Annotated in this window: 20 protein-coding genes and 1 tRNA gene; 13 read left to right on the plus strand and 8 right to left on the minus strand. The window is 42.2% G+C overall.

Annotated elements, in window-relative coordinates; genetic code table 11:
• Positions 1-5: 5 nt before the first annotated feature.
• Positions 6-959: an NAD(P)-binding domain-containing protein gene (locus tag JU57_RS00260; RefSeq protein WP_037955424.1), complete on the minus strand. Its 954-nt coding sequence runs from the start codon at positions 957-959 to the stop codon at positions 6-8.
• Between the two features lie 120 nt (positions 960-1,079).
• Here JU57_RS00260 and JU57_RS00265 point away from each other — a divergent pair, with 120 nt between their 5' ends.
• Genes JU57_RS00265 through JU57_RS00285 form a run of 5 tightly spaced genes read left to right on the plus strand, consistent with a single transcriptional unit; the run spans position 1,080 to position 4,260 of the window.
• Positions 1,080-2,315, plus strand: coding sequence for a glutamate-5-semialdehyde dehydrogenase (locus JU57_RS00265; protein WP_037955426.1), 1,236 nt, complete (start codon positions 1,080-1,082; stop codon positions 2,313-2,315).
• On the plus strand, positions 2,312-2,890 hold the full coding sequence (locus JU57_RS00270; protein WP_037955428.1) for an ATP-binding cassette domain-containing protein: 579 nt from the start codon (positions 2,312-2,314) through the stop codon (positions 2,888-2,890). Before JU57_RS00265 ends, JU57_RS00270 begins: the two co-directional genes overlap by 4 nt.
• A gap of 52 nt (positions 2,891-2,942) precedes the next feature.
• Positions 2,943-3,332 carry a desulfoferrodoxin family protein gene (locus tag JU57_RS00275; protein WP_037955430.1) on the plus strand — a complete coding sequence of 130 codons (390 nt, stop codon included), beginning with the start codon at positions 2,943-2,945 and terminating at the stop codon, positions 3,330-3,332.
• Positions 3,333-3,349: 17 nt separating this feature from the next.
• On the plus strand, positions 3,350-3,973 hold the full coding sequence (locus JU57_RS00280) for a DedA family protein (RefSeq protein ID WP_037955433.1): 624 nt from the start codon (positions 3,350-3,352) through the stop codon (positions 3,971-3,973).
• An 8-nt stretch (positions 3,974-3,981) separates the two neighbouring features.
• Positions 3,982-4,260 carry a DnaJ domain-containing protein gene (locus JU57_RS00285; protein ID WP_037955436.1) on the plus strand — a complete coding sequence of 93 codons (279 nt, stop codon included), beginning with the start codon at positions 3,982-3,984 and terminating at the stop codon, positions 4,258-4,260.
• Positions 4,261-4,302: 42 nt separating this feature from the next.
• Here the strand turns inward: JU57_RS00285 and JU57_RS00290 are convergent, their stop codons facing one another.
• Complete coding sequence (locus tag JU57_RS00290) at positions 4,303-5,667, minus strand: class II 3-deoxy-7-phosphoheptulonate synthase (RefSeq protein WP_037955440.1); 1,365 nt, start codon at positions 5,665-5,667, stop codon at positions 4,303-4,305.
• 456 nt (positions 5,668-6,123) lie between these two features.
• Here JU57_RS00290 and JU57_RS00295 point away from each other — a divergent pair, with 456 nt between their 5' ends.
• The 5 genes from JU57_RS00295 (at position 6,124) to JU57_RS00315 (ending at position 10,700) form a co-directional block, all read left to right on the plus strand.
• Entirely contained in the window at positions 6,124-7,149 is a 1,026-nt protein-coding gene (locus JU57_RS00295; RefSeq protein ID WP_294874839.1) for an amino acid ABC transporter substrate-binding protein, read from the plus strand.
• A gap of 74 nt (positions 7,150-7,223) precedes the next feature.
• The gene (locus JU57_RS00300) at positions 7,224-8,378 is read left to right on the plus strand and encodes an ABC transporter permease subunit (protein ID WP_037955446.1); all 1,155 of its coding nucleotides are present in this window, start codon (positions 7,224-7,226) and stop codon (positions 8,376-8,378) included.
• Between the two features lies 1 nt (position 8,379).
• A complete protein-coding gene (locus JU57_RS00305) occupies positions 8,380-9,465 on the plus strand; it encodes an amino acid ABC transporter permease (protein ID WP_037955448.1) in 1,086 nt (361 codons plus the stop codon).
• 27 nt (positions 9,466-9,492) lie between these two features.
• A complete protein-coding gene (locus JU57_RS00310; RefSeq protein WP_223809813.1) occupies positions 9,493-10,221 on the plus strand; it encodes an amino acid ABC transporter ATP-binding protein in 729 nt (242 codons plus the stop codon).
• A gap of 26 nt (positions 10,222-10,247) precedes the next feature.
• Positions 10,248-10,700 carry a hypothetical protein gene (locus tag JU57_RS00315; protein WP_294874845.1) on the plus strand — a complete coding sequence of 151 codons (453 nt, stop codon included), beginning with the start codon at positions 10,248-10,250 and terminating at the stop codon, positions 10,698-10,700.
• Positions 10,701-10,730: 30 nt separating this feature from the next.
• Here the strand turns inward: JU57_RS00315 and ilvA are convergent, their stop codons facing one another.
• Together ilvA and JU57_RS00325 are read right to left on the minus strand one after the other, a co-directional pair.
• Entirely contained in the window at positions 10,731-11,942 is a 1,212-nt protein-coding gene (gene ilvA, locus JU57_RS00320; RefSeq protein ID WP_037955452.1) for a threonine ammonia-lyase, read from the minus strand.
• Positions 11,942-12,376, minus strand: coding sequence for a CoA-binding protein (locus JU57_RS00325; RefSeq protein ID WP_037955455.1), 435 nt, complete (start codon positions 12,374-12,376; stop codon positions 11,942-11,944). Before JU57_RS00325 ends, ilvA begins: the two co-directional genes overlap by 1 nt.
• A 124-nt stretch (positions 12,377-12,500) precedes the next feature.
• Here JU57_RS00325 and JU57_RS00330 point away from each other — a divergent pair, with 124 nt between their 5' ends.
• Positions 12,501-13,682 carry a methyl-accepting chemotaxis protein gene (locus tag JU57_RS00330; protein WP_051906403.1) on the plus strand — a complete coding sequence of 394 codons (1,182 nt, stop codon included), beginning with the start codon at positions 12,501-12,503 and terminating at the stop codon, positions 13,680-13,682.
• A gap of 19 nt (positions 13,683-13,701) precedes the next feature.
• Here JU57_RS00330 and trmA read toward each other — a convergent pair whose 3' ends face one another.
• Genes trmA through JU57_RS00345 form a run of 3 tightly spaced genes read right to left on the minus strand, consistent with a single transcriptional unit; the run spans position 13,702 to position 17,085 of the window.
• On the minus strand, positions 13,702-14,805 hold the full coding sequence (trmA, locus tag JU57_RS00335; protein WP_037955458.1) for a tRNA (uridine(54)-C5)-methyltransferase TrmA: 1,104 nt from the start codon (positions 14,803-14,805) through the stop codon (positions 13,702-13,704).
• 31 nt (positions 14,806-14,836) lie between these two features.
• A complete protein-coding gene (locus JU57_RS00340; protein WP_037955461.1) occupies positions 14,837-15,547 on the minus strand; it encodes a hypothetical protein in 711 nt (236 codons plus the stop codon).
• A 23-nt stretch (positions 15,548-15,570) separates the two neighbouring features.
• A complete protein-coding gene (locus JU57_RS00345) occupies positions 15,571-17,085 on the minus strand; it encodes a B12-binding domain-containing radical SAM protein (protein ID WP_037955464.1) in 1,515 nt (504 codons plus the stop codon).
• Positions 17,086-17,164: 79 nt separating this feature from the next.
• On the opposite strand from JU57_RS00345, the gene JU57_RS00350 reads away from it, so the two are divergent.
• Both JU57_RS00350 and ppsA read left to right on the plus strand, forming a co-directional pair.
• Positions 17,165-17,242 (plus strand) — tRNA-Pro (locus JU57_RS00350).
• Positions 17,243-17,575: 333 nt separating this feature from the next.
• Positions 17,576-19,957: a phosphoenolpyruvate synthase gene (ppsA, locus tag JU57_RS00355; protein ID WP_037955467.1), complete on the plus strand. Its 2,382-nt coding sequence runs from the start codon at positions 17,576-17,578 to the stop codon at positions 19,955-19,957.
• Here ppsA and JU57_RS00360 read toward each other — a convergent pair.
• On the minus strand, positions 19,954-20,451 hold the full coding sequence (locus JU57_RS00360) for a peptidylprolyl isomerase (RefSeq protein WP_037955469.1): 498 nt from the start codon (positions 20,449-20,451) through the stop codon (positions 19,954-19,956). The genes ppsA and JU57_RS00360 overlap by 4 nt on opposite strands.
• Between the last annotated feature and the right edge of the window lie 37 nt (positions 20,452-20,488).

The following is a 20,488-nucleotide window of genomic DNA, read 5'->3' on the forward strand; positions in this document are numbered from 1 at the left end:
CTTCGCTAGTTTGATTTTAAGATATGTGACACAATATGATAGGCGTGATTGAGCGCAATGGCAATGCTTCCTCCACTTTTAACCGCAATGTCGCCAGCTACGTAAAGCCCTTTGGTCTTGGTTTCATAATTTTCATCAAACTCTGGTTTGCCTTCATCATCGAGGGTGATGCCACATTTTCTTAGAAAATCAACCGGTGTTGTACCTCCAATGGCATAAATCACACGATCGTAAATCGTATAGTATCCATCGCTAAAATTGACTTTGACCAGACCATTCTCATTTTCAACAGAGACGATGTCCATCCCAAGACGCAATCGAAGTTTTTCTTGTCCGTTGTACTTTTGAATCAACTCAAGGTTGATCTCATTGAGGCGACTAAAGGTATCGCGACGGTAATTGAGAGTGACATTGTTGGTTTTGGAAAGCTCGATGGCATATTCCACTGCAGAGTTTCCCCCACCGACGATCAGTAACTTTTCACGTTGCGAACATTTATCGAGGTTAAAGTTGATGCGCTCTTTGAGTGAAAGCGGCAGTGTGTAGTCTGGTCTATTGGGCTTACCCATCGTGCCAATGGCGACAATGACATGCTTTGCGCGATACCCCGCTTTGGTTGTAACAATGCGAAACTCGTCATCTTCTTTGATGATGCTTTCCACTTCAGCGTTAAACGCGGAGTCAATCTCACCTTTATCCAAGAGTGAATCAAAGTAGTTCAGCGTGCTCTCTTTTGTGCCATCGCGAAAGTCGATCGAGCCTTGAAGCTCGATCTCTTGACCTTTATAATTTTTATCAACGCGTTTATTGTCTTTGTAAAATTTTCGGATCGTTTGCGAGTGGTTGTCACCCTTTTCAATCATCATGATATGCTTTAATCCAAGCACTTTTGCTTCAACCGCTGCACCAATACCTCCAGGACCTCCACCGATAATGACTAAATCGTAAATTTGCTGCATTGCGTATCCCTTCCTTAATTATCTTCTAATGGTAACTATTATACCCCGATCATACTTATGACATATTAAATACAAACGTGGTAAAATCCCCGTCAAATTCCACTCTAAGGAAGCTAGAACGTGCAACATTTTTTAGAACACGCCAAATCCGCTAGCCGCATCATTGCGACACTCGATCCTAAAACAAAAATCGATGTGTTAATGCACATGGCAGATGCGTTGGAAGCACACAGCAAGATCATCATCACCGAAAACCAAAAAGATTTAGATGAGGCAAAGAAAAACAACCTCAGTTCAGCACTCGTGGATCGCCTTTTGCTCAATCCAAAACGCATTGAGGAGATGGCAAATGCGATTCGTGAAATCGCCGCACTTAAAGAGCCTGTGGGTCGTATTTTAGAGGGTTGGGTTGTGCCAAGTGGGCTTCGCATTGAAAAAGTAAGCATTCCGATTGGTGTGATTGCCATCATTTATGAGAGTCGCCCCAATGTCACGAGTGATACCGCAGCGTTGTGCTTTAAAAGTGGCAATGCGTGTGTTCTTAAAGGCGGTAAAGAGGCGTTTTACAGTAATGCCATCATCGCGTCATTACTGCAAGATGTGCTTGAAAAATTCAACCTTCCAACAGAGATCATCTCGCTTTTGCCAGATTACAGTCGTGAGGGGGTTGCCAAGCTCATCAAAATGGACAAATACGTTGATCTCATCATTCCTCGTGGTGGCGAAGCGCTGATTCGTTATGCGAGCGAAAATGCGACCGTTCCTGTAGTCAAACATGACAAAGGTGTATGTCATACCTATGTCGATAAAGAGGCGAATTTAGACCAAGCGATAGAGATAGTCCTCAATGCCAAATGCCAACGTCCCAGTGCGTGTAATTCGCTGGAAACGCTTTTGGTGCATGAAGCCATCGCAGAGACTTTTTTACCACGCATGAAAGCAGCACTTGATCTCACGGGAGCGCAGATAAAAGGGTGTGAAAAAAGCGAAAAACTTTTACATGTAAAGCGTGCCACCGATGAAGATTACCATACCGAACACCTCAGTAACGCGCTCAATATCAAGATCGTGGAGAGCGTGGATGAAGCGATTGCGCATATCGCGCAGTTTGGCTCTTCGCACTCTGAGGCTATATTAAGCGAAAATTATACAACGGCGGAGCGTTTTTTAAATGAAGTGGACGCCGCGTGTGTCTATATCAACGCTTCGACGCGTTTCACCGATGGCGGTGAGTTTGGTTTTGGCGCGGAAGTGGGCATCAGTACCAACAAACTTCACGCACGAGGTCCCATGGGTATTAATGACCTAACGACCTACAAATTTAAAGTCTACGGTAAAGGGCAGATTCGCGCATGAACCACGAGGTTTTACGCATTGAAAACCTAAGCTTTGCCTACGCTCATTCCAAGCTTTTGTATGACAATTTCTCTTTACATGTAAACATCGGAGAAGTTGTCTCGATCTTGGGTGAGAGCGGTAGTGGCAAGAGCACACTGTTTGAACTCATCACGGGAAATCTTAAAGCCAAAAGTGGCACGATTACAATCACAAAACTGTCGCAAATTTTCCAAGACCCTTACACCTCGTTTCATCCAACCTATACGATCATCAATCAAATAAGCGACGTTGCAGCGCTACATGACTTGCACCAACTCTGCCACGCGCTCGATCTTGACCCCGATGTCTTGGCGCAAAAACCCCATCAACTCAGCGGAGGACAGCTTCAAAGGTGCTCCATTTTAAGGGCACTTTTGATGAAACCTTCCCTCATCTTAGCCGATGAACCCACTTCAGCACTCGATAACATCACCGGCTTACATGTCATGCAATTACTGATGCAGTTTTTAGACCAAGTGGGCATTTTGCTGATCACCCATGATAAAAATTTAGCCTCATGGTGCAGTGATCGTATGATTGAATTAAAAGCCTAGTTATTTCAATTTTTAAAGATATTCATTGTACGATTCAACGAAAGGATAAATCATGCCAAAAATTTTTTCTCCCCAAACGTTTAGTCCTGAAGAGCGCGAAGCTCGCAAAGATTTTATCGACAAACATACGCCTTACATCTACTGTGATACAGCGCTTCAAAAAGATGTTCCCTCTTTTGTACGCGTTCGTGTCGGAAGAGAGCATGCGCATATTGATGATTTTAACCATTATATCTCGACCATTACGCTCTTTGATGCGGATCATATGCTAGCCAAAGTGGAACTGGCCGCGTGCATCGTGAGTACGGATGAGCGAAAGGGTAATGCCGAAGTGGCATTTTCCATTGTTCCAAGTAAAGACATCTACCATTTTAACGCTCAATGCTACTGTACCAAACACGGTTTATGGCAAGGTGAAGAGGTCGAAGTGAGTGTTCAATAACAAAAAGTAGGAGTTTTATGCACGCAATTATTGATTGGATTGTTCAGACGGTTGGAGCTTTTGGGTACATTGGTATTTTTGTGATGATGCTGATTGAAAGCAGTATTTTCCCGCTTCCAAGTGAAGTGGTGATGATTCCTGCTGGGTATTTGTGTGCCAAAGGCGAGATGAATTTGGTGATTGTCATTCTGCTTGGTACACTAGGAAGCATTGCAGGGGCACTTTTGAATTACTATTTGGCAGTGAAATTGGGTCGAAAGTTGATTTTGAAGTACGGTCATTACGTCTTTTTCAAGCCAGAAACACTGGAAAAAGTGGAAATCTTTTTCAAAACACACGGTTCGTTTTCAACGTTTACCGGAAGGCTGATTCCCGTCATTCGCCATTACATCTCTTTGCCTGCAGGGCTTGCACGGATGAATGTGTGGCTTTTTTGTTTTTACACAGGATTTGGTGCAGGTATCTGGGTGAGCATCTTGAGCTTTTTAGGCTATTATTTTGGGCAAAATGAAGCGCTGCTCAATGAGCATCTGCACACGATTACCATCGCGATAGTTGTCTTTATCGTGATTTTTGGCGCAATTTACATCTGGCTTCATCAGAAAAAAGAGCGCAAGCGCAGAACCAAAAAGATCTTATAGGAGCAACCATGATCCAAGGTTTAGAGTACAGCGATTTTGAAAAAGCGCTCACAACCTTGGGCGTTGTCGCCAAAACCGACAAAAAAACCCTTCATAAACTCTACCTCGCCCTCTCCAAAGAGTTCCATCCCGATGCACCAAATGGCGATACTGCTAAATTTCAAGAGATTAATGATGCGTATCAATTAGTGAAAGTATATATGGAAAATTACCGTTTTGATTTTGACGAGGCTGAGTTTAAAAAGCAGTATCCGTTTTCAAAGAGTGATTGGCTCTGTGGAAGATAAAGGTTACATGTAAAGATTTTCATCTTTACATGTAAAGCCGTTTTACTGTGCTAAAAATCTCTGACGAGCCGCTTTGAGCGAGTCTGCGATCAAAAATGCAAGCTCTAACGCTTGGTTCGCGTTGAGGCGTGGGTCGCATTGGGTGTGGTAGCGACATGCGAGTTTTTCTTCGGTGATCTCTTGTGCGCCACCGATGCACTCGGTCACATCTTGACCGGTCATCTCTAAGTGAACGCCACCAGGGAAGGTGCCTTCTTCTTCGTGAACTTTAAAAAAGCCTTTGACTTCGCGAAGCACTTCATCGAACGAGCGTGTTTTATAGTTGTTGGAAGCTTTAATGGTGTTGCCGTGCATCGGATCGATGCTCCAAAGCACATGAGCACCTGCTGCTTTGACCGCTTGAACCAATATTGGGAACTCTTTTTCGATCTTGTCTGCACCCATTCGTACGATGATATTAAGACGTCCTGGCTCATTTTCAGGGTTGAGTTTATAGATAAGCTTCATCAAGCCCTCCGCGGTCATACTAGGCCCTGCTTTAATGCCGATAGGGTTTTTGACACCTGTGAGGAATTCTACATGTGCATTATCCACATCACGGGTTCGATCCCCAATCCAAAGCATATGCGCAGAACAGTCATACCAGTCGCCTGTCAAACTGTCTTGACGTGTAAGCGCCTCTTCGTAGTTGAGAAGCAACGCTTCATGCGAGGTGTAAACGACGGTTTCGTTGATATTTGGCGTATTGGCAGAGGTGATGCCACACGCTTCCATAAAGGCTAACGTCTCGGAGATGCGATCACACAGGTGTTGATAACGCTCTCCCAAAGGACTCTCAGAAACAAAGCCTAACGTCCATTTGTGGACTTGGTGGAGGTCTGCCAAACCACCGCGTGAAAAAGCACGCAAAAGGTTCATCGTCGCAGCCGATTGGTTGTAGGCTTTAAGCATGCGTTTGGGATTTGGGATTCTCGCATCTTCGGTAAATTCAATGTCGTTGATGATGTCACCACGGTAACTTGGAAGTGAAACGCCATCCATCTCTTCATAATCTGACGAGCGCGGTTTGGCAAATTGCCCAGCAAGTCGCCCTACTTTAACGATGGGACAGCCACCTGCAAAGGTTAAAACAACCGCCATTTGAAGCATGACTTTGAACATATCACGGATATTGACAGCATTAAATTCGCTAAAACTCTCCGCACAATCTCCACCTTGAAGCAAGAAAGCTTTTCCTGCAACCACATCGGCTAATGAAGCTTTAAGTTGTCTTACTTCTCCTGCAAAAACGAGAGGAGGATATTTGCTCAGTTCTTGTTCAACACTTTTTAACAACTCTTGGTTACTGTAGGTTGGTTGTTGCTTAATTGGTTTTTCTCTCCATGATGCACGCGTCCAAGAACTCATAAATGACCCTTATTTAGAATTTTTATTGATTAGACTTCTTTCATAGCCCTTGAAAACTAAAGAGTTTGCTTTGAGTACGTTAATTTTTAAAACTCAAAATTGAGTCATAGCCAAAGCTATGGCGATGTTCTTAGTTTTAAAAAGTGATGTGCTATAAGCGATACTCTTTTTTCATTGGGTTATGAAAGAAGTCTATTATATTGAGATTGGCTTTAAAGAGAATTGAATAGTACAATGGCATTATGAAGTTTTAAGATGGATGAGAGGGAACGACTTAAAATTACAAAGTTGTTTCAAAGTAAAACTAACAAAAGAATGTGCAAAAAAATGAACATAGTTTCAATAGATGTAGATTTTACTCACCTGATTATACTGATTAATAAATAGGCAGTTTTTTCGCCAAAAAATAAAATTTAGTGTTAGAATTCTTGCATCAACTTTGAAAGGAAGATAATGATGTTACGTTCTAAACTCGCTAAAATCTCTTTAGCAACAATTACAGTGTTGGGTCTTGGCTCAACAACACTCAGTGCTGATACACTCAGCGAAGTACAAAAACAAGGTTTCGTAAAATGTGGTGTTGATGGTGGGCTTCCAGGCTTTTCTGAAGTAGGTGGTGATGGTGTTTATAAAGGTATCGATGTTGATTTATGTCGTGCCGTAGCAGCAGCCGTTCTTGGCGATGCTAAAAAAGTTAAATACGTTGCACTCAACGCAAAAGAGCGTTTGACAGCACTTCAATCAGGTGAGATCGATATGCTCTCACGTAATACAACATGGACACAAACCAGAGATACAACCCTTGGTCTTAACTTTATGGTTGTGAACTATTACGATGGTCAAGGCTTTATGGTGACTAAAAAACTGGGCGTTAAGAGTGCTAAAGAACTAGATGGTGCTTCTATTTGTCTTCAAACAGGGACCACAACAGAGCTTAACGTCGCTGATTATTTTAGAAGCAACAAAATGAAATACAAACTTGTCTCTTACGATACCAACGATCAAGTTGTTAAAGCGTATGAATCAGGTCGCTGCGATGTTTTAACCTCTGACCAATCACAACTCTACGGTTTGAGAATCAAATTGGCTAAACCAGATGAATCTGTCGTTCTTCCAGAAGTGATCTCTAAAGAGCCTTTAGGACCAGTTGTTAGACAAGGTGATGATAAATGGTTTGACATTGTTAAATGGTCATTCTATGCTATGTTAACCGCTGAAGAATCAGGCGTTACCAGTGCCAATGTTGATGCAATGCTTAAATCTGACAATCCAGACATCAAACGCCTTTTAGGTGTTGAGGGTCAAATGGGTGAAAACTTGGGTCTTAAAAAAGATTTTGCCTATAACATCGTTAAACAAGTCGGTAACTACGGTGAATCATTTGATAAAACCGTAGGGGCTGGTTCTCCTCTTAAAATTGCACGTGGCTATAATGCCCTTTGGAATCAAGGCGGATTACAATACGCGCCTCCTTTTAGATAGTCGTTCGTCACACTATTCAAAGATGCAAAAAGGGCAGTTCGCTGCCCTTTGATTTTAACTATTAAAGGACACGTATGTTAGCACTTTTGAGAAATCAAAAGATTCGAGGAATTTTTTTCCAACTCTTAACCGTTATTGGCTTGGTTGCTTTTTTGTGGTATATTGGTAGCAACACTGTAGCCAATATAGAACAAAGAGGCATTCAAACAGGCTTTGGCTTTTTGGATGGAACCGCAGGATTTGGCATTGACCAATCCCCTATTGCCTACACAGAAGAAAATACCCATGGGCGCGTTTTCGTTGTAGGACTTCTCAATACCCTGATTATCGCTTTTGTGGGTATCCTCTGTGCAACTATTGTAGGTTTACTGATTGGTGTATTACGACTCTCAAACAACTGGCTGATTGCAAGACTGGCAAAAGCCTATATTGATTTTTTTAGAAATATACCTCTTTTGCTTCAAATACTCTTTTGGTATAACGTCGTACTGCGTGCTATGCCCAATCCCAAACAGAGTTTCAATTTTTTCGACATTTTTTTCATTAACAATCGCGGACTTTACTTTCCGCTACCCGAATACAATGCAACATTTTTCACAATACTTGCCAGTGTTATTGGCGCGTTTGTTGCTTCCATTGTCTTAAATACATGGGCGAACAGACGCAAATTAGCCACAGGAAAAGATTTTATGGTCTTCCCTTTTGCGATAGGCATGTTTATTCTTTTCCCCATCTTGGCGTATTTTATCGGTGGTTCACACCTTAATTTTAGTTATCCTGAGCTAATGGGCTTTAACTTCAAAGGGGGAAAGACACTTTCACCTGAATTTTTAGCACTAACGTTTGCGCTCACCATTTACACAGCTACATTCATTGCTGAAGCGGTGCGTTCTGGCATTGAAGCGGTCAGTCATGGACAAAAAGAGGCGGCTATTTCGCTAGGATTTAGTCCTTATCAAGCTTTAAAATTGGTTGTCTTACCGCAAGCCATTCGTATTGCCATTCCTCCGATTATTAACCAATACCTCAATCTTATTAAAAACTCCTCATTGGCAACAGCCGTTGGTTATCCTGAGATTGTGACCGTTTTTGCAGGTACGTCTCTCAACCAAGTAGGACAAGCCATTGAAATTATTTCGATGACAATGCTCGTCTATCTTATTATCAGTTTGATTGTATCGGCGATACTCAACTGGTTTAACCATAAAATGAAGATTCAGGAGCGTTAATATGGCAATTTACAACAAAATTAATGAACGAAAAGCTCCTTCCAATACAAAAGGTCCAACCGTTTGGATCAGAGAAAATCTCTTCTCGACACCGCTGAATGTTGCGTTGACGATTCTAGGGATTATGGTCCTTTTTTGGGTTATTCCTCCTTTTGTCAAATGGGCTTACATCAATGCGAATTTTGCAGGAACAACACGTGAAGATTGTACCAGTGGTGGTGCCTGTTGGGTCTTCATACGCATGAAAATCGATATGTTTATGTATGGTTTTTACCCATCCGAGCTTCGGTGGAGAATCAACACGGTTTACGGGCTCTTCTTTGTGCTGATGGCAGCGTTTAAGTATCTTAAAAGTCCTCTGCTCAAGGTTGCTTTAGCCCATGTCTATTTTATTGTTGGATTTTTGTTGGTACATGGTGGCTTTTTTGGAATCGAAATGGTTCCAACCGATAAATGGGGCGGTTTGATGCTTACCATCATGGTTGCCGCCGTTGGTATTGTGTGTGCCTTCCCCATTGGTGTTCTTTTGGCGCTTGGTCGTGCGTCGCATTTGCCGATTATCAAAAGTATCAGCGTGACGTACATCGAGTTTATCAGGGGTGTTCCACTGATTACGATTCTTTTTATGTCGTCTATTATCTTGCCACTCTTCTTTCCTGAGGGAGTGACATTTGATAAATTGCTACGTGCGCTCATTGGTATTGCAATGTTTGAAGCGGCGTATATTGCTGAAAATATTCGTGGTGGACTTCAGTCTATCCCCAAAGGTCAATTTGAGGCCGCTGATGCCATTGGGCTTTCGTATTGGCAGAAGATGTTTTTGGTGATTCTTCCACAAGCGTTAAAAGTGGCTATTCCTAACCTTTTAAGTGTTGCGATTTCCCTCTTCCAAGACACAACACTGGTTCTTATTATTGGTCTTTTTGACCTACTAGCGATGGTACGTTTGAGTGCGGCTGATTCATACTGGCTGGGCTATGAGACGGAAGGCTATGTGTTTGTTACCTTTATCTTTTGGTTCTTTTGTTACTCAATGTCAACCTTTAGCCAAAAGCTTGAAAAACGATTTAATACCAATTTGAGATAGGAATAGAAGATGAAAGATAGAAAAGAAATTATAGAAATTAAAAACTTAAACAAGTGGTACGGTGACTTTCACGTCTTAAAAGATGTCAATTTAACCATCAATAAAGGTGAAATTATCGTTGTCTGTGGTCCTTCAGGTTCGGGAAAATCAACACTGATTCGGTGTATCAACTATCTTGAGCAGTTTCAAGAAGGTAGTATCATTGTGGATGGTATTGAGCTTGTCAATGATGTTAAGAAAATTAAAGCGATTCGTGAAGAGGTTGCCATGGTATTTCAGCATTTTAACCTTTTCCCTCACTTAACGATTTTAGACAACCTTACCTTAGCGCCTATTTGGGTTAAAAAGACGCCACGTAAAGAGGCAGAAGCTACGGCGATGAAGTATTTGGAGCGCGTAGGGATTGCCAATCAAGCACACAAATACCCCAATCAGCTCTCAGGCGGTCAACAACAACGCGTTGCGATTGCTCGAAGTTTGTGTAAAAATCCAAAAATCATGCTCTTTGATGAACCCACATCCGCACTTGATCCTGAAATGGTAGCCGAAGTTTTGGATGTTATGATAGAATTAGCACGCGAAGATAAAACGATGGTCTGTGTAACGCACGAAATGGGTTTTGCAAAAAAGGTAGCCGATAGGATTATCTTTATGGATGCAGGTCAAATTGTCGAGGAAAATACACCTGAGGAGTTTTTCCAAAATCCTGAGTCAGATCGTCTCAAACTCTTTTTGGAGCAAATCTTATCGCACTGATTTTGGTTTACATGTAAGGATAAGAGATGATGGAACAATTGATTCCTGTTGTGATGATTGTAGCGATGGTGGCGTTTGTGTTAATCAAACAGATCGGAAAACTAACCAACAAACTAGATTCCTTGTCAGATGAGGGCTCGTTTGAGCGTTATGCGCAGTTTTCAGCCATCATCCAAGAGCATGTGCGCAACATAAAGCTCAGTCTTGATAGTTCTAAAACACCGGATGAGCGTCCTTTTAAACTAATAGAGGGCAAAAAGGAAGAAGAGGCTTTAGAGATTCTTTCTGATTTTATTCGTAAATTGGTCTTTTTTGAGACAATGATGGCGAAAAAGAAAAGTGCTAAAGAGATCGAAGCCGATCTCTTTGAGCTTCTGAGTCATTTGGACAGTTTCTTAAAAGAGTATTGTGAAAATGGAGAGACACTCTCAGACGCTCTTCGCGAAACACTGTTAGAAGCATACCAACAACTCGACTAAACGTGAGGGTTTACCCCTCACTAACTTCGTTTAAACCTCTTCTTTAAAATCATATCCTGCGGCTTCTAAAAGTGAGCCGATCATCTTTTGATGCTCGATCCCTTTAGTCTCTAACATAATCGTAATTTGTGCATCGCCATACGAAAGATTGGTTGAAAAGCGGTCGTAATCAATCTGAATAATATTGGCATTCGCATTTTTAAACAAGTCTGTCAGACGCATCAGTGAACCCGGTTTATCAATGAGTGTAATCACCAACTTCATCTTACGATGCGACTTAATCAAACCTTTTTCAATAATGACGGAAAGCATTTGCACATCGATATTTCCACCGCTTAGCACAGCGCCTATTTTCATATTTTTGGTAAAGTTAAATTTTTGGTGTATAATGGCTGCCACACTCGCCGCACCACCACCTTCAACGACCAATTTTTGACGCTCAAGCAAGAACAAAATCGCTGCGGCGATCTCTTCATCATCGACCGTTACCACTTCATCCACACACTCTAAGATGTGCGCTAAGTTGGATTCACTGACATCACGTACGGCGATACCATCGGCAATGGTGCGTACGCTTTTGGAGTTGATCGCTTTTTTGGCATAAAAAGATTCACACATCGCAGGCGCACCCGTTGCATTGACACCGATGACTCTGATTTTGGGATCGATCTGCTTGATGGCAGAAGCCATACCGCTGATAAGCCCTCCTCCACCGATGGGAATAACGATTATATCAAGATCATTGATCTCATCGATCATCTCTAATGCAACCGTTCCTTGCCCTGCGATCACAACATCATCTTCAAACGGGTGAATAAACGTCAATCCGTGTTCTTTGGCGTAGGTGAGCGCATAGGCATACGCTTCATCGTAATTATCACCACTCAAAATCACTTCAGCCCCTAAGGCTTTGGTGCCCGTTACTTTAAGAAGAGGGGTCGCTTCAGGCATAACGATGGTGGCAGAAATGCCAAAACTTCGAGCTGAGTAAGCAACGCCTTGAGCATGGTTTCCTGCACTCGCGGCAATCACGCCTTGAGCACGCTCTTCTTTGGTTAAGGAAGCGATTTTATTATAAGCACCTCTGAGTTTATACGCTCCTGTAATTTGGAGGTTCTCTTTTTTGAGATACACCTGTGCGCCTACTTCTTCACTCAAATGAGGAGCGAGTGCACACGGTGTTTTGGTGACAACATTGGCAAGTTGTCGTTTTGCTTTGACTATTTCACTTAGAGCTATCATTATTTCATTAACCTTTCATATTCTACTTTAGTGCATCGATTTTGCACGGCAATGATGCCGTTTTCATGTGCTTTAGCACACGCATGATTATTGACGATGCCCAGTTGCAACCAAAAGACTTTTACATCACCTTTTTTTAAAACCTCTTCGATCAAACTATCGGCGATTTCAGGCTTTCGAAACATATCTACCATATCCACGCTCTCAGGAATATCCAAAAGACTGCGGTAAACTTTTTCACCTAAAATCATCTCTTCTTTGGGATAGATCGGATAGATTTTAAACCCACGTTCTTGCAAGTAGCGTGCCACTTTATGGCTATCTTTGGTAGGATCTGGAGATAAACCAATAATGGCAATATTCTTACACATCGAAAAAATGTCTTTTATGCCTGCATCACCAGGCATGCTAATAGTTGAAATGTCGCATTCCATTATTGACTCCTTTAAAAAAATTTTAAGTCGTGAGTATAGCACACTCAATCTTTTGCCTCGATTATCCATAGCTTTTATCATATGAATTTGTTATAATCAAAGGGTTTACATTCAAGGAGGAGTAATGTTTCTTAATCACATTAAGATAAAAACAAAGGGATGGTTTTTAGCCATCGGAACGTTGTGTGGGTTTATGGCAAATATTATATTGGTGTCATTGTTAATTACAGGTTCTGAGCGATTGATGTTAATTGTAGGATCGGTCTGTGGAATGGTTTTCTTCTTTATCTTTACACGCGTGATGGTCATCAGCATGACCAATTCAATCGATGCACTCTCCACGATTACCCTCGATCTTGCACAAGGAAGCGGCGATCTTACCAAGCGCATTCAGATCAACTCTAAAGACGAGATTGCAGCTTTATCTGAAAATATCAATCAATTTATTGAAAAAATTCATCAAACCGTTGTTGCTTCAACCAAAACATCGACGGAGAGTGCTTCGATGGCACATCAATTTTCAAGCATATCACATGAAGTCGACAAACGTATGGTTGCAGAGCGCGATTTTGTCAAACAGACCAAAGATCTAGGCGATACGATGAAAACAACATTGGAGCAAAATACGCTTAATGCGACACAAACGAGTGAAAATATCTTAAATGCGTCTAAAACACTCAACACCACAGCGCAAGAGATCAAACATTTGGTTGCCAATATTCAACAAGCTTCCGAAGTTGAATCGCACACCTCTGAGCGCTTACAACAGCTCAGCACGGACGCCAATCAAGTGAAAAATGTCCTCACCGTCATCTCCGATATTGCCGATCAGACCAATCTTTTGGCACTCAATGCTGCGATTGAAGCGGCGCGTGCGGGAGAACACGGTCGTGGATTTGCCGTTGTCGCGGATGAAGTACGCAATTTGGCAGAGCGAACGCAACGCAGTCTTACGGAGATTAACGCGACCATTAATGTCATTGTGCAGAACATCATGGATGCAAGTGGGCAGATGAGTGAAAATTATAAATTTATTGAGCAAATGGCGAATAATTCTGAAGAGGTTGAGCTTAAGATTAGCACCACGGAAGCGATTATCAAAGAGGCGTCCGATGCTTCACAGATCGCATCTGAAGTGTCTCAGCGTCTTTCGCTTGATACCGCGACGATGATTAAAAATATTGGTCAGATTTACGAATCATCTCTGCAAAATAGCAGCGATGTGAAGAACCTCAATGCCTCTTCGGATGAGCTTCTTAATCTCTCCAATACTCTTGCTTCAAAGCTAGCGCTCTTTAAGATTTAGCCCTTTACATGTAAAAAGGTTAAAGGCGTTTTAAGATCACGCCAGATTCCAAATGCTCGGTGTTCGGGAATTGATCGAACAGGGCAAAATGGAGGATGGCGTACTGAGACGTTAAAATTTCCAAATCGCGTTTAAGCGTCTCAGGATTGCACGAAATGTAGATGATATTTTCAAACTGGGAAATAAATGCTAAGCTCGCCTCATCCATCCCCGAACGAGGAGGATCGACAAAGACATGAGAAAATCGATACTCTTCTAAATCGATGCCCACCAAGCGGTTGTATTCACGCTCTTTTTTCAGCGCCGAGGTCAACTCTTCAGCGCTCATACGCAAAAAAACGATGTTATGGACATCATTGAGTTCACAGTTTTGAAGCGCTGATTTGATAGAGGTTTTAGAAATCTCCGTGGCTAAAACTTTTTGAAATTTCTGTGCCATAGGAATCGTAAAATTGCCATAACCACAGTAGAGTTCCAATAAATCTTCACAATTTTCAAGATGACTTAACACCCAATGAATCATTGTTTGATTCATCAGACGATTGGGTTGGGAAAAGCCTCCTTCGATGATGTGATAACGATAGGTTTTACCTGCAATCTCCAAACGATCTTCCACAAAATCTTGACTAAGGACACGCTTCATCCCACGACTGCGCCCTATGATAAAAATACCAAACGCTTGCTCCAATATTTTGGCTTCTTCCTCCCACTCACCATGTAAAGGTTTATGGTAGATAAGCGTAACCAAAAGATGTTCAGAGGAAGCTAAGAATTCAATCGCAAAAAGCTTTTCGCGAAGCATCGCAGACGCTTCAATTTTTTTTAATAACGCAGGCATAAGTGTATAGATTTTAAGCTCTACCTTAGGGCATGATTCTATGCAAACAGCGCCCTTTTTATCGAATGCACCCATAGCATAACTGATGGTATCGCCCTCTTTCCAAATGCGAAATTCAGAACGTCCACGGTAGTGTTCGGAGGGTGTTTGGAAGTACTCAAATGCGTTTACATGTAAAGGGGTAAATAACGTCTGCATCTGTGCTTTTTTATGCTCAACTTGCGCCTCATAATCCAATGTATACAGCGTACAACTCCCACATTTCCCAAAATACGAACACTCCATGAAACCTCTTTAGTATGTATTATTTTATGTATTATAGAACGAGCGTTGAAAGCAGACCGATCACTGCACCAAAAAAACCGCCCCAAACGACGAGCCAGCCTAAATGATCTTTGATGAAATTCTGCACGATCTCTTTCACCATTTGCGGTGTCAGCTCATTCAGCCGTGCATCGATCATCTGTTCGATGGTAATGAGCATATCATCACTAAGTGATGAATTTTGGATACTTTGAGCTATTTTTTGTTGAAATACATCACTTTCACTGATTTCGATGATCGCATCTTTCAGTTTTTCGCTAAAAGGTGCACGAAGTCCCTCTAATGCGCGCTCTCCGCCAAACATACCGAGCATGCCGCCAAAAGATGACTCCATCACGGTTTTAGTCAACGCGTCAAAGGCAGGTGAAAAGTCCATATCTGCGATGACAGGCGCTAAATCAAGCGTTTTCTTCTCTTTTTCAAAGAAAGCATCTAACTGCTCTTTGGTAAAAAACTGATTCATCATCAAATGTTTAATCGACGTTTTAAACGCCTCAAATTGCAGTTGAATCACGCCGCTGCCGTACAAAAAAGGTACTTTTTCAAACAGCATATGTATCGCAATTTGATTGGTAATCGCACCTGAAAGCGCAAAAAGACCTGCAAGCAAACTCCAGTGCGCATACGGTTCTGGTATAGCAAACGAAACTACGACCAGTGACGCACTTAAACTATCGGTTAACCAACTTTTATCAATTTTCATTCTTTCTCCTTAAAAAATCGCCATTATACTGTGGCATGTTTTAACTGACGTTTATTGAGCTTTAAAGATCCCTCTTTTTGGTCATTATTGGGTACGTAATTTTCACGTAAAAAAGAGGGCATTTTGCGTCCGCGCACCGTCATAATATCTTCGATCAGCATCGCTTTGACCTGCGATGCTTCAAGCTTCATGACATCACAAAGGTAGCGAAAGATCAACTCCGCTAAACGATCCAGTGAAATTTGCCATGTTGATTTTGTTTGCGCATACAGCCATTCACTAAAGGCGTAAAAACCTTCATAAACTTTGCCTTCACACCACAAATAGGTGGCACTTTTTTTGAAATTGCCGCTGTTGTAGATCATATCCCAAAAACGGGCAAAACGTTTCATCTTTTGCATTTGCTCAAAAGGTATGAGGTCATTTTGCAAGATGTCATAAGGCGATTTATCGGAGTATTCCATACCGTAAATCTCATCGTGCCTTGAAATCGTTGTGCCTGAGAGCTTTTTGAGGATGCCGATTTGTATCTCACACTGTGTGAGCGAATAGAGCTTATCTAAATTGCGCCCAAAACCCTCCAAACTCTCTCCTGGCAAACCAATAATCAAGTCTACATGTAAATGCGCATGCGTCTCATTTTGCAAGAAGGCAAGATTTTCTTCAATCTTGGGTAGGTTTAGCCGCCTGTGGATATTTTTCGATATTTCAGGATCAAGCGTTTGAATACCGACTTCCAGTTGCAGTGCTGCTGGAGGAAATTGTGCTATTTTTTCACGTAGGATTGAAGGAAAGTGGTCGGGTATGACTTCAAAATGGACAAAATACTCCTCTTTTTTTGAGAGGAAAAAATCCAAAAGTTTTGTCGCATTTTCAATGCTCAAGTTAAACGTTCGATCGATAAATTTAAAATTGCGCACCCCTCGAAGCCACAGTTTTTCAAGCTCAGAAAGAAAGCGTATTATCTCTAAGTCGCGTACTTTTTTATCCGCTGAGGAGAGACAAAACTCACAGGTAAACGGACACCCACGACTCGCTTCCACATAGCAGTAACGGTTTTTGATGTCGTGGTCTGTGTAGTAATCGTATGGCAGTTTGATGGCGCTTAAATTGACCATAGGTGCTTTAATGACACGCTCTGGTGGAAGGTTGCCTTCTAGAAGGGTTTTACACAGCGCATAAAAGGCGATGTCTCCCTCCCCTTGGATGATGTAGTCCGCTTTACTAAAATCAACACGATGGGGAAAATGGCTCGCTTCAGGACCTCCGAGAATAATCAAAATCTGAGGTGCAACTTTTTTAAGAATGTTGCTAAGCTCTTGCACCTCCAACGCATTCCAAATGTAAGCGCCAATACCGACGATTTTGGGCTGGTAACTCAAAATCTCTTCGGCGGCATCGACCACTTGAGAATTAATGACAAACTCCAGTATTTTCGCTCTTTCTTGAAGCTCCTCAAGGTTGGCAAACAAGTAGCGTTGGGCGATGGACGTGTGTGCATAGCGAGCATTAAACGTGGTTAAGAGAATTTCTTTCATTGCTTCCATTCATGATTTTTTCTTAATTATAATAAAACTTTTTGGTTATCTTTGTTAAAATCCAAACTCTTAAATGTGTCGGGGTGTAGCGCAGCCTGGCTAGCGCGCTACCTTGGGGTGGTAGAGGTCGCAGGTTCGAGTCCTGTCACTCCGACCATTTGACGATTTTGTAGACATTTTTTTCTTACATGTAAAATCCAATAGCATAGCTGGTTTTATGAAACCAGAGACGCTTCACACTTTTCACAAAAAACCTATCGTTATCATTGCACTTCTTATCGCGGTCTGTTTAGTAGGCGATATATAAGTTTTACCGACTGCCCTTCTTTGGTTCGCATCGTTTTATTTTATTGGGTACGACGGTAGTCTGTATGAAGAGCTGATTGAAGCAAAAATAACGCATTTTGCTTTACATATAATCTTCTTTTTATAGCGATCTTGATTCTGTTTTGTGCTACTATAGAAGTAACTTTTCATACGGGAGGTTACAATGCGTTATATTCGATTCTTCAATGAACTTCACCTCAGTGATATTGCCCTTGTGGGTGGTAAAAATGCCAATCTTGGTGAGATGTACCAAAAATTATCGACCAAAGGCATTCATGTCCCCAATGGTTTTGCGACCACGAGCGATGCCTATTGTCTGTTACTAAACGAAAATGGCATTGATGCAAAGATCCAAGAAGCGTTAAAAAATCTTGATTGCACCGATACGCTTGCGCTACAAACGTGTGGTCATGCCATTCGTGAGCTTATTTTAAATGCTACACTTCCTGAGCCACTCCTTAAAGAGATACAAAGTGCTTATCATATGCTCTCGCAAGAGTATGGTGCAGAACATATCGATGTGGCTGTACGCTCCTCTGGCACGGCGGAAGATCTTCCTGATGCCAGCTTTGCAGGACAACAAGAGACTTTCTTAAACATTCATACTCCTGAAAAACTTTTGCACAGCGTGAAGCAGTGCTATGCTTCTTTGTTTACAGATCGTGCCATTAGTTACCGTAGCAGTCGGGGGTTTGATCATCTGAGCGTTGCACTTTCTGTGGGTGTTCAAAAAATGGTACGCAGCGACAAAGCCAGCAGTGGCGTTATGTTTAGCATTGACACTGAGAGTGGTTCCGAAAATATCATCTTGATCAATGCCATTTGGGGATTGGGTGAAAATGTGGTCAGTGGCAAAGTCAATGCCGATGAATTTTTTGTTTTTAAACCCACCCTTAAACAAGGACACCATACCATTTTAAAGCGCTCTTTGGGGAGTAAAAAAGAGAAGATGCTCTACAGCGAAGAAACCCATACGATCAATGTGCCTACAATACAAGAGGAGCAAAATAGCTTCTGTATCACTGAGAGCGAAGTGCTACAATTAGCGCGTCATGCACTCATTATTGAGGAGTATTATAAACGTCCGATGGACATTGAGTGGGCAAAAGATGGCTTGGATGGCAAACTCTACATCGTTCAAGCGCGTCCTGAAACCGTACAAAGCAAGCTTCAAAACCATATTTCCATCGAAAAATATACACTCGATAGCACTAAAGAGGCAAAGCTTCTCACCTCAGGTCGCGCTGTGGGCGATAAAATAGGTAGTGGGAAAGTCAACATTATCCACAATACCTCCGAATTTGCTCGCTTTAACGAGGGCGATGTTTTGGTTGCCGATACAACCAACCCTGACTGGGAACCTATCATGAAAAAAGCTTCTGCACTCATCACCAACCGAGGCAGCCGAACCTGTCATGCCGCTATCGTTGCACGTGAAATCGGTGTACCTGCGGTCGTAGGATGTGGCGATGCCACTGAAGTGCTGAGTAACGCTCAAAAGGTCACCGTCAGCTGTGCACAGGGTGATGAAGGCTACATCTATGAAGGTGAAATTGCCTTTACATGTAAAACGATGGACCTAAGTTCCCTCAAAGAGACAAAGACAAAACTCATGATGAATGTGGGCAATCCAGCCGAAGCATTCAATCTTGCCAAAATGCCCAATGATGGCGTCGGACTGGCTCGCATGGAGTTTATTATGACGCATTCTATTAATGCCCACCCGATGGCACTGGTGAATCTGCACAAAGGAAATAAGGTCAAAGATGAAGAGGCGATCAAAGCGTTTATGGCTCCTTGCTGCGATGCTAAAGAGTTTTTCTTGCAGAAAATTAGCGAAGGTGTGGGCATGATCGCCGCGGCATTTTACCCCAAACCTGTCATCATTCGCACGAGTGATTTTAAAAGCAATGAATACCGCAATATGCTAGGAGGTCTTGCTTACGAAGCAGTCGAAGAAAACCCTATGATAGGTTTTCGTGGAGCAAGTCGCTATTACGATGAAAGTTATAAAGAGGCATACGCATGGGAGTGTGAAGCGCTCAAACGCGTACGAGATGATATGGGACTCACCAATGTGATCATCATGCTTCCGTTTGTGAGAACACCCGAAGAAGGCGCTAAAGTCATTGCTATTATGAACGCGCAAGGTTTGGTGCAAGGGAAAAATGGGCTTAAAATTTACGCCATGTGTGAGATACCAGCCAATGTGATCATCGCCGATGAATTTTTGAAGATTTTTGATGGCTATTCAATTGGTTCGAATGATCTGACACAGCTTGTTTTAGGGGTAGACAGAGAGAGTGGGATGATCGCACATATTTTCGATGAGCGTAATCCTGCGGTGACAGAAATGCTAAAAATGGCAATCGAAGCGTGTAAGACACACGGTAAATACATCGGTATTTGCGGACAAGCGCCTTCTGATTACCCTGAAATTACAGAGTTTCTGGTCAAAAATGGGATCAATTCGATCTCTCTCAATCCTGATTCACTGTACAAAATGCACCAAGTGGTCGAAGCGTTGGAAGCAAAATTGATTTAGTCTTGGTGTGCAACTAAAGACTCTTCATGCCCGAGGAGTCTTTTTTCGATCTCATCACTGGTCGCGTCACGCACTCCAATAACGGTGCCATCAAAGACGATGCTAAGCCCTGAGAGAGGGTGGTTGGCATCTAAAATAACGCGATCTTCGAGGATTTCAACCACCGCGTACGTTAACATGATCTCGCTCTCGTCATCTTCGCTAAAAACCATTTCAACATTTTGCCCAACTTCCAAATCCTCTTCAAACATCGTACGCTCTTCAATTAAAACAAACTCTTGCTTGTACTCGCCAAATGCCTCTTTGGGTGAGAGTTGAATATGAATACTCTCTCCCACACTTTTGCCCTCAAGTGTTTTTTCGATTTTTTCAAAAACATCGCCGTACCCTCCATGCAGATAAACAAGCGGTGTAACGCCACTGTCCAAAAGGTTATTTTCCGTGTCAAAAACAGTGTAGTCAAGGGTTACAAGGCAGTTTTTAGTGATAATCAAAAATATCCTTACATGTAAAAGTAAAAGCCACCCAAAA

Origin of the sequence: Sulfurospirillum sp. SCADC (assembly GCF_000743525.1) — a bacterium.
Lineage (GTDB): Bacteria > Campylobacterota > Campylobacteria > Campylobacterales > Sulfurospirillaceae > Sulfurospirillum.

What these genes read in the sequence shown, in the direction of transcription:
- ppsA (WP_037955467.1), top strand. Translation starts at nt 17,576, where the DNA reads ATGCGTTATATTCGATTCTTCAATGAACTTCACCTCAGTGATATTGCC.
- JU57_RS00260 (WP_037955424.1), bottom strand. Translation starts at nt 959, where the DNA reads ATGCAGCAAATTTACGATTTAGTCATTATCGGTGGAGGTCCTGGAGGT.
- JU57_RS00325 (WP_037955455.1), bottom strand. Translation starts at nt 12,376, where the DNA reads ATGGAATGCGACATTTCAACTATTAGCATGCCTGGTGATGCAGGCATA.
- JU57_RS00270 (WP_037955428.1), top strand. Translation starts at nt 2,312, where the DNA reads ATGAACCACGAGGTTTTACGCATTGAAAACCTAAGCTTTGCCTACGCT.
- trmA (WP_037955458.1), bottom strand. Translation starts at nt 14,805, where the DNA reads ATGGAGTGTTCGTATTTTGGGAAATGTGGGAGTTGTACGCTGTATACA.
- JU57_RS00295 (WP_294874839.1), top strand. Translation starts at nt 6,124, where the DNA reads ATGTTACGTTCTAAACTCGCTAAAATCTCTTTAGCAACAATTACAGTG.
- JU57_RS00285 (WP_037955436.1), top strand. Translation starts at nt 3,982, where the DNA reads ATGATCCAAGGTTTAGAGTACAGCGATTTTGAAAAAGCGCTCACAACC.
- JU57_RS00290 (WP_037955440.1), bottom strand. Translation starts at nt 5,667, where the DNA reads ATGAGTTCTTGGACGCGTGCATCATGGAGAGAAAAACCAATTAAGCAA.
- ilvA (WP_037955452.1), bottom strand. Translation starts at nt 11,942, where the DNA reads ATGATAGCTCTAAGTGAAATAGTCAAAGCAAAACGACAACTTGCCAAT.
- JU57_RS00275 (WP_037955430.1), top strand. Translation starts at nt 2,943, where the DNA reads ATGCCAAAAATTTTTTCTCCCCAAACGTTTAGTCCTGAAGAGCGCGAA.
- JU57_RS00340 (WP_037955461.1), bottom strand. Translation starts at nt 15,547, where the DNA reads ATGAAAATTGATAAAAGTTGGTTAACCGATAGTTTAAGTGCGTCACTG.
- JU57_RS00345 (WP_037955464.1), bottom strand. Translation starts at nt 17,085, where the DNA reads ATGAAAGAAATTCTCTTAACCACGTTTAATGCTCGCTATGCACACACG.
- JU57_RS00315 (WP_294874845.1), top strand. Translation starts at nt 10,248, where the DNA reads ATGATGGAACAATTGATTCCTGTTGTGATGATTGTAGCGATGGTGGCG.
- JU57_RS00305 (WP_037955448.1), top strand. Translation starts at nt 8,380, where the DNA reads ATGGCAATTTACAACAAAATTAATGAACGAAAAGCTCCTTCCAATACA.
- JU57_RS00300 (WP_037955446.1), top strand. Translation starts at nt 7,224, where the DNA reads ATGTTAGCACTTTTGAGAAATCAAAAGATTCGAGGAATTTTTTTCCAA.
- JU57_RS00330 (WP_051906403.1), top strand. Translation starts at nt 12,501, where the DNA reads ATGTTTCTTAATCACATTAAGATAAAAACAAAGGGATGGTTTTTAGCC.
- JU57_RS00280 (WP_037955433.1), top strand. Translation starts at nt 3,350, where the DNA reads ATGCACGCAATTATTGATTGGATTGTTCAGACGGTTGGAGCTTTTGGG.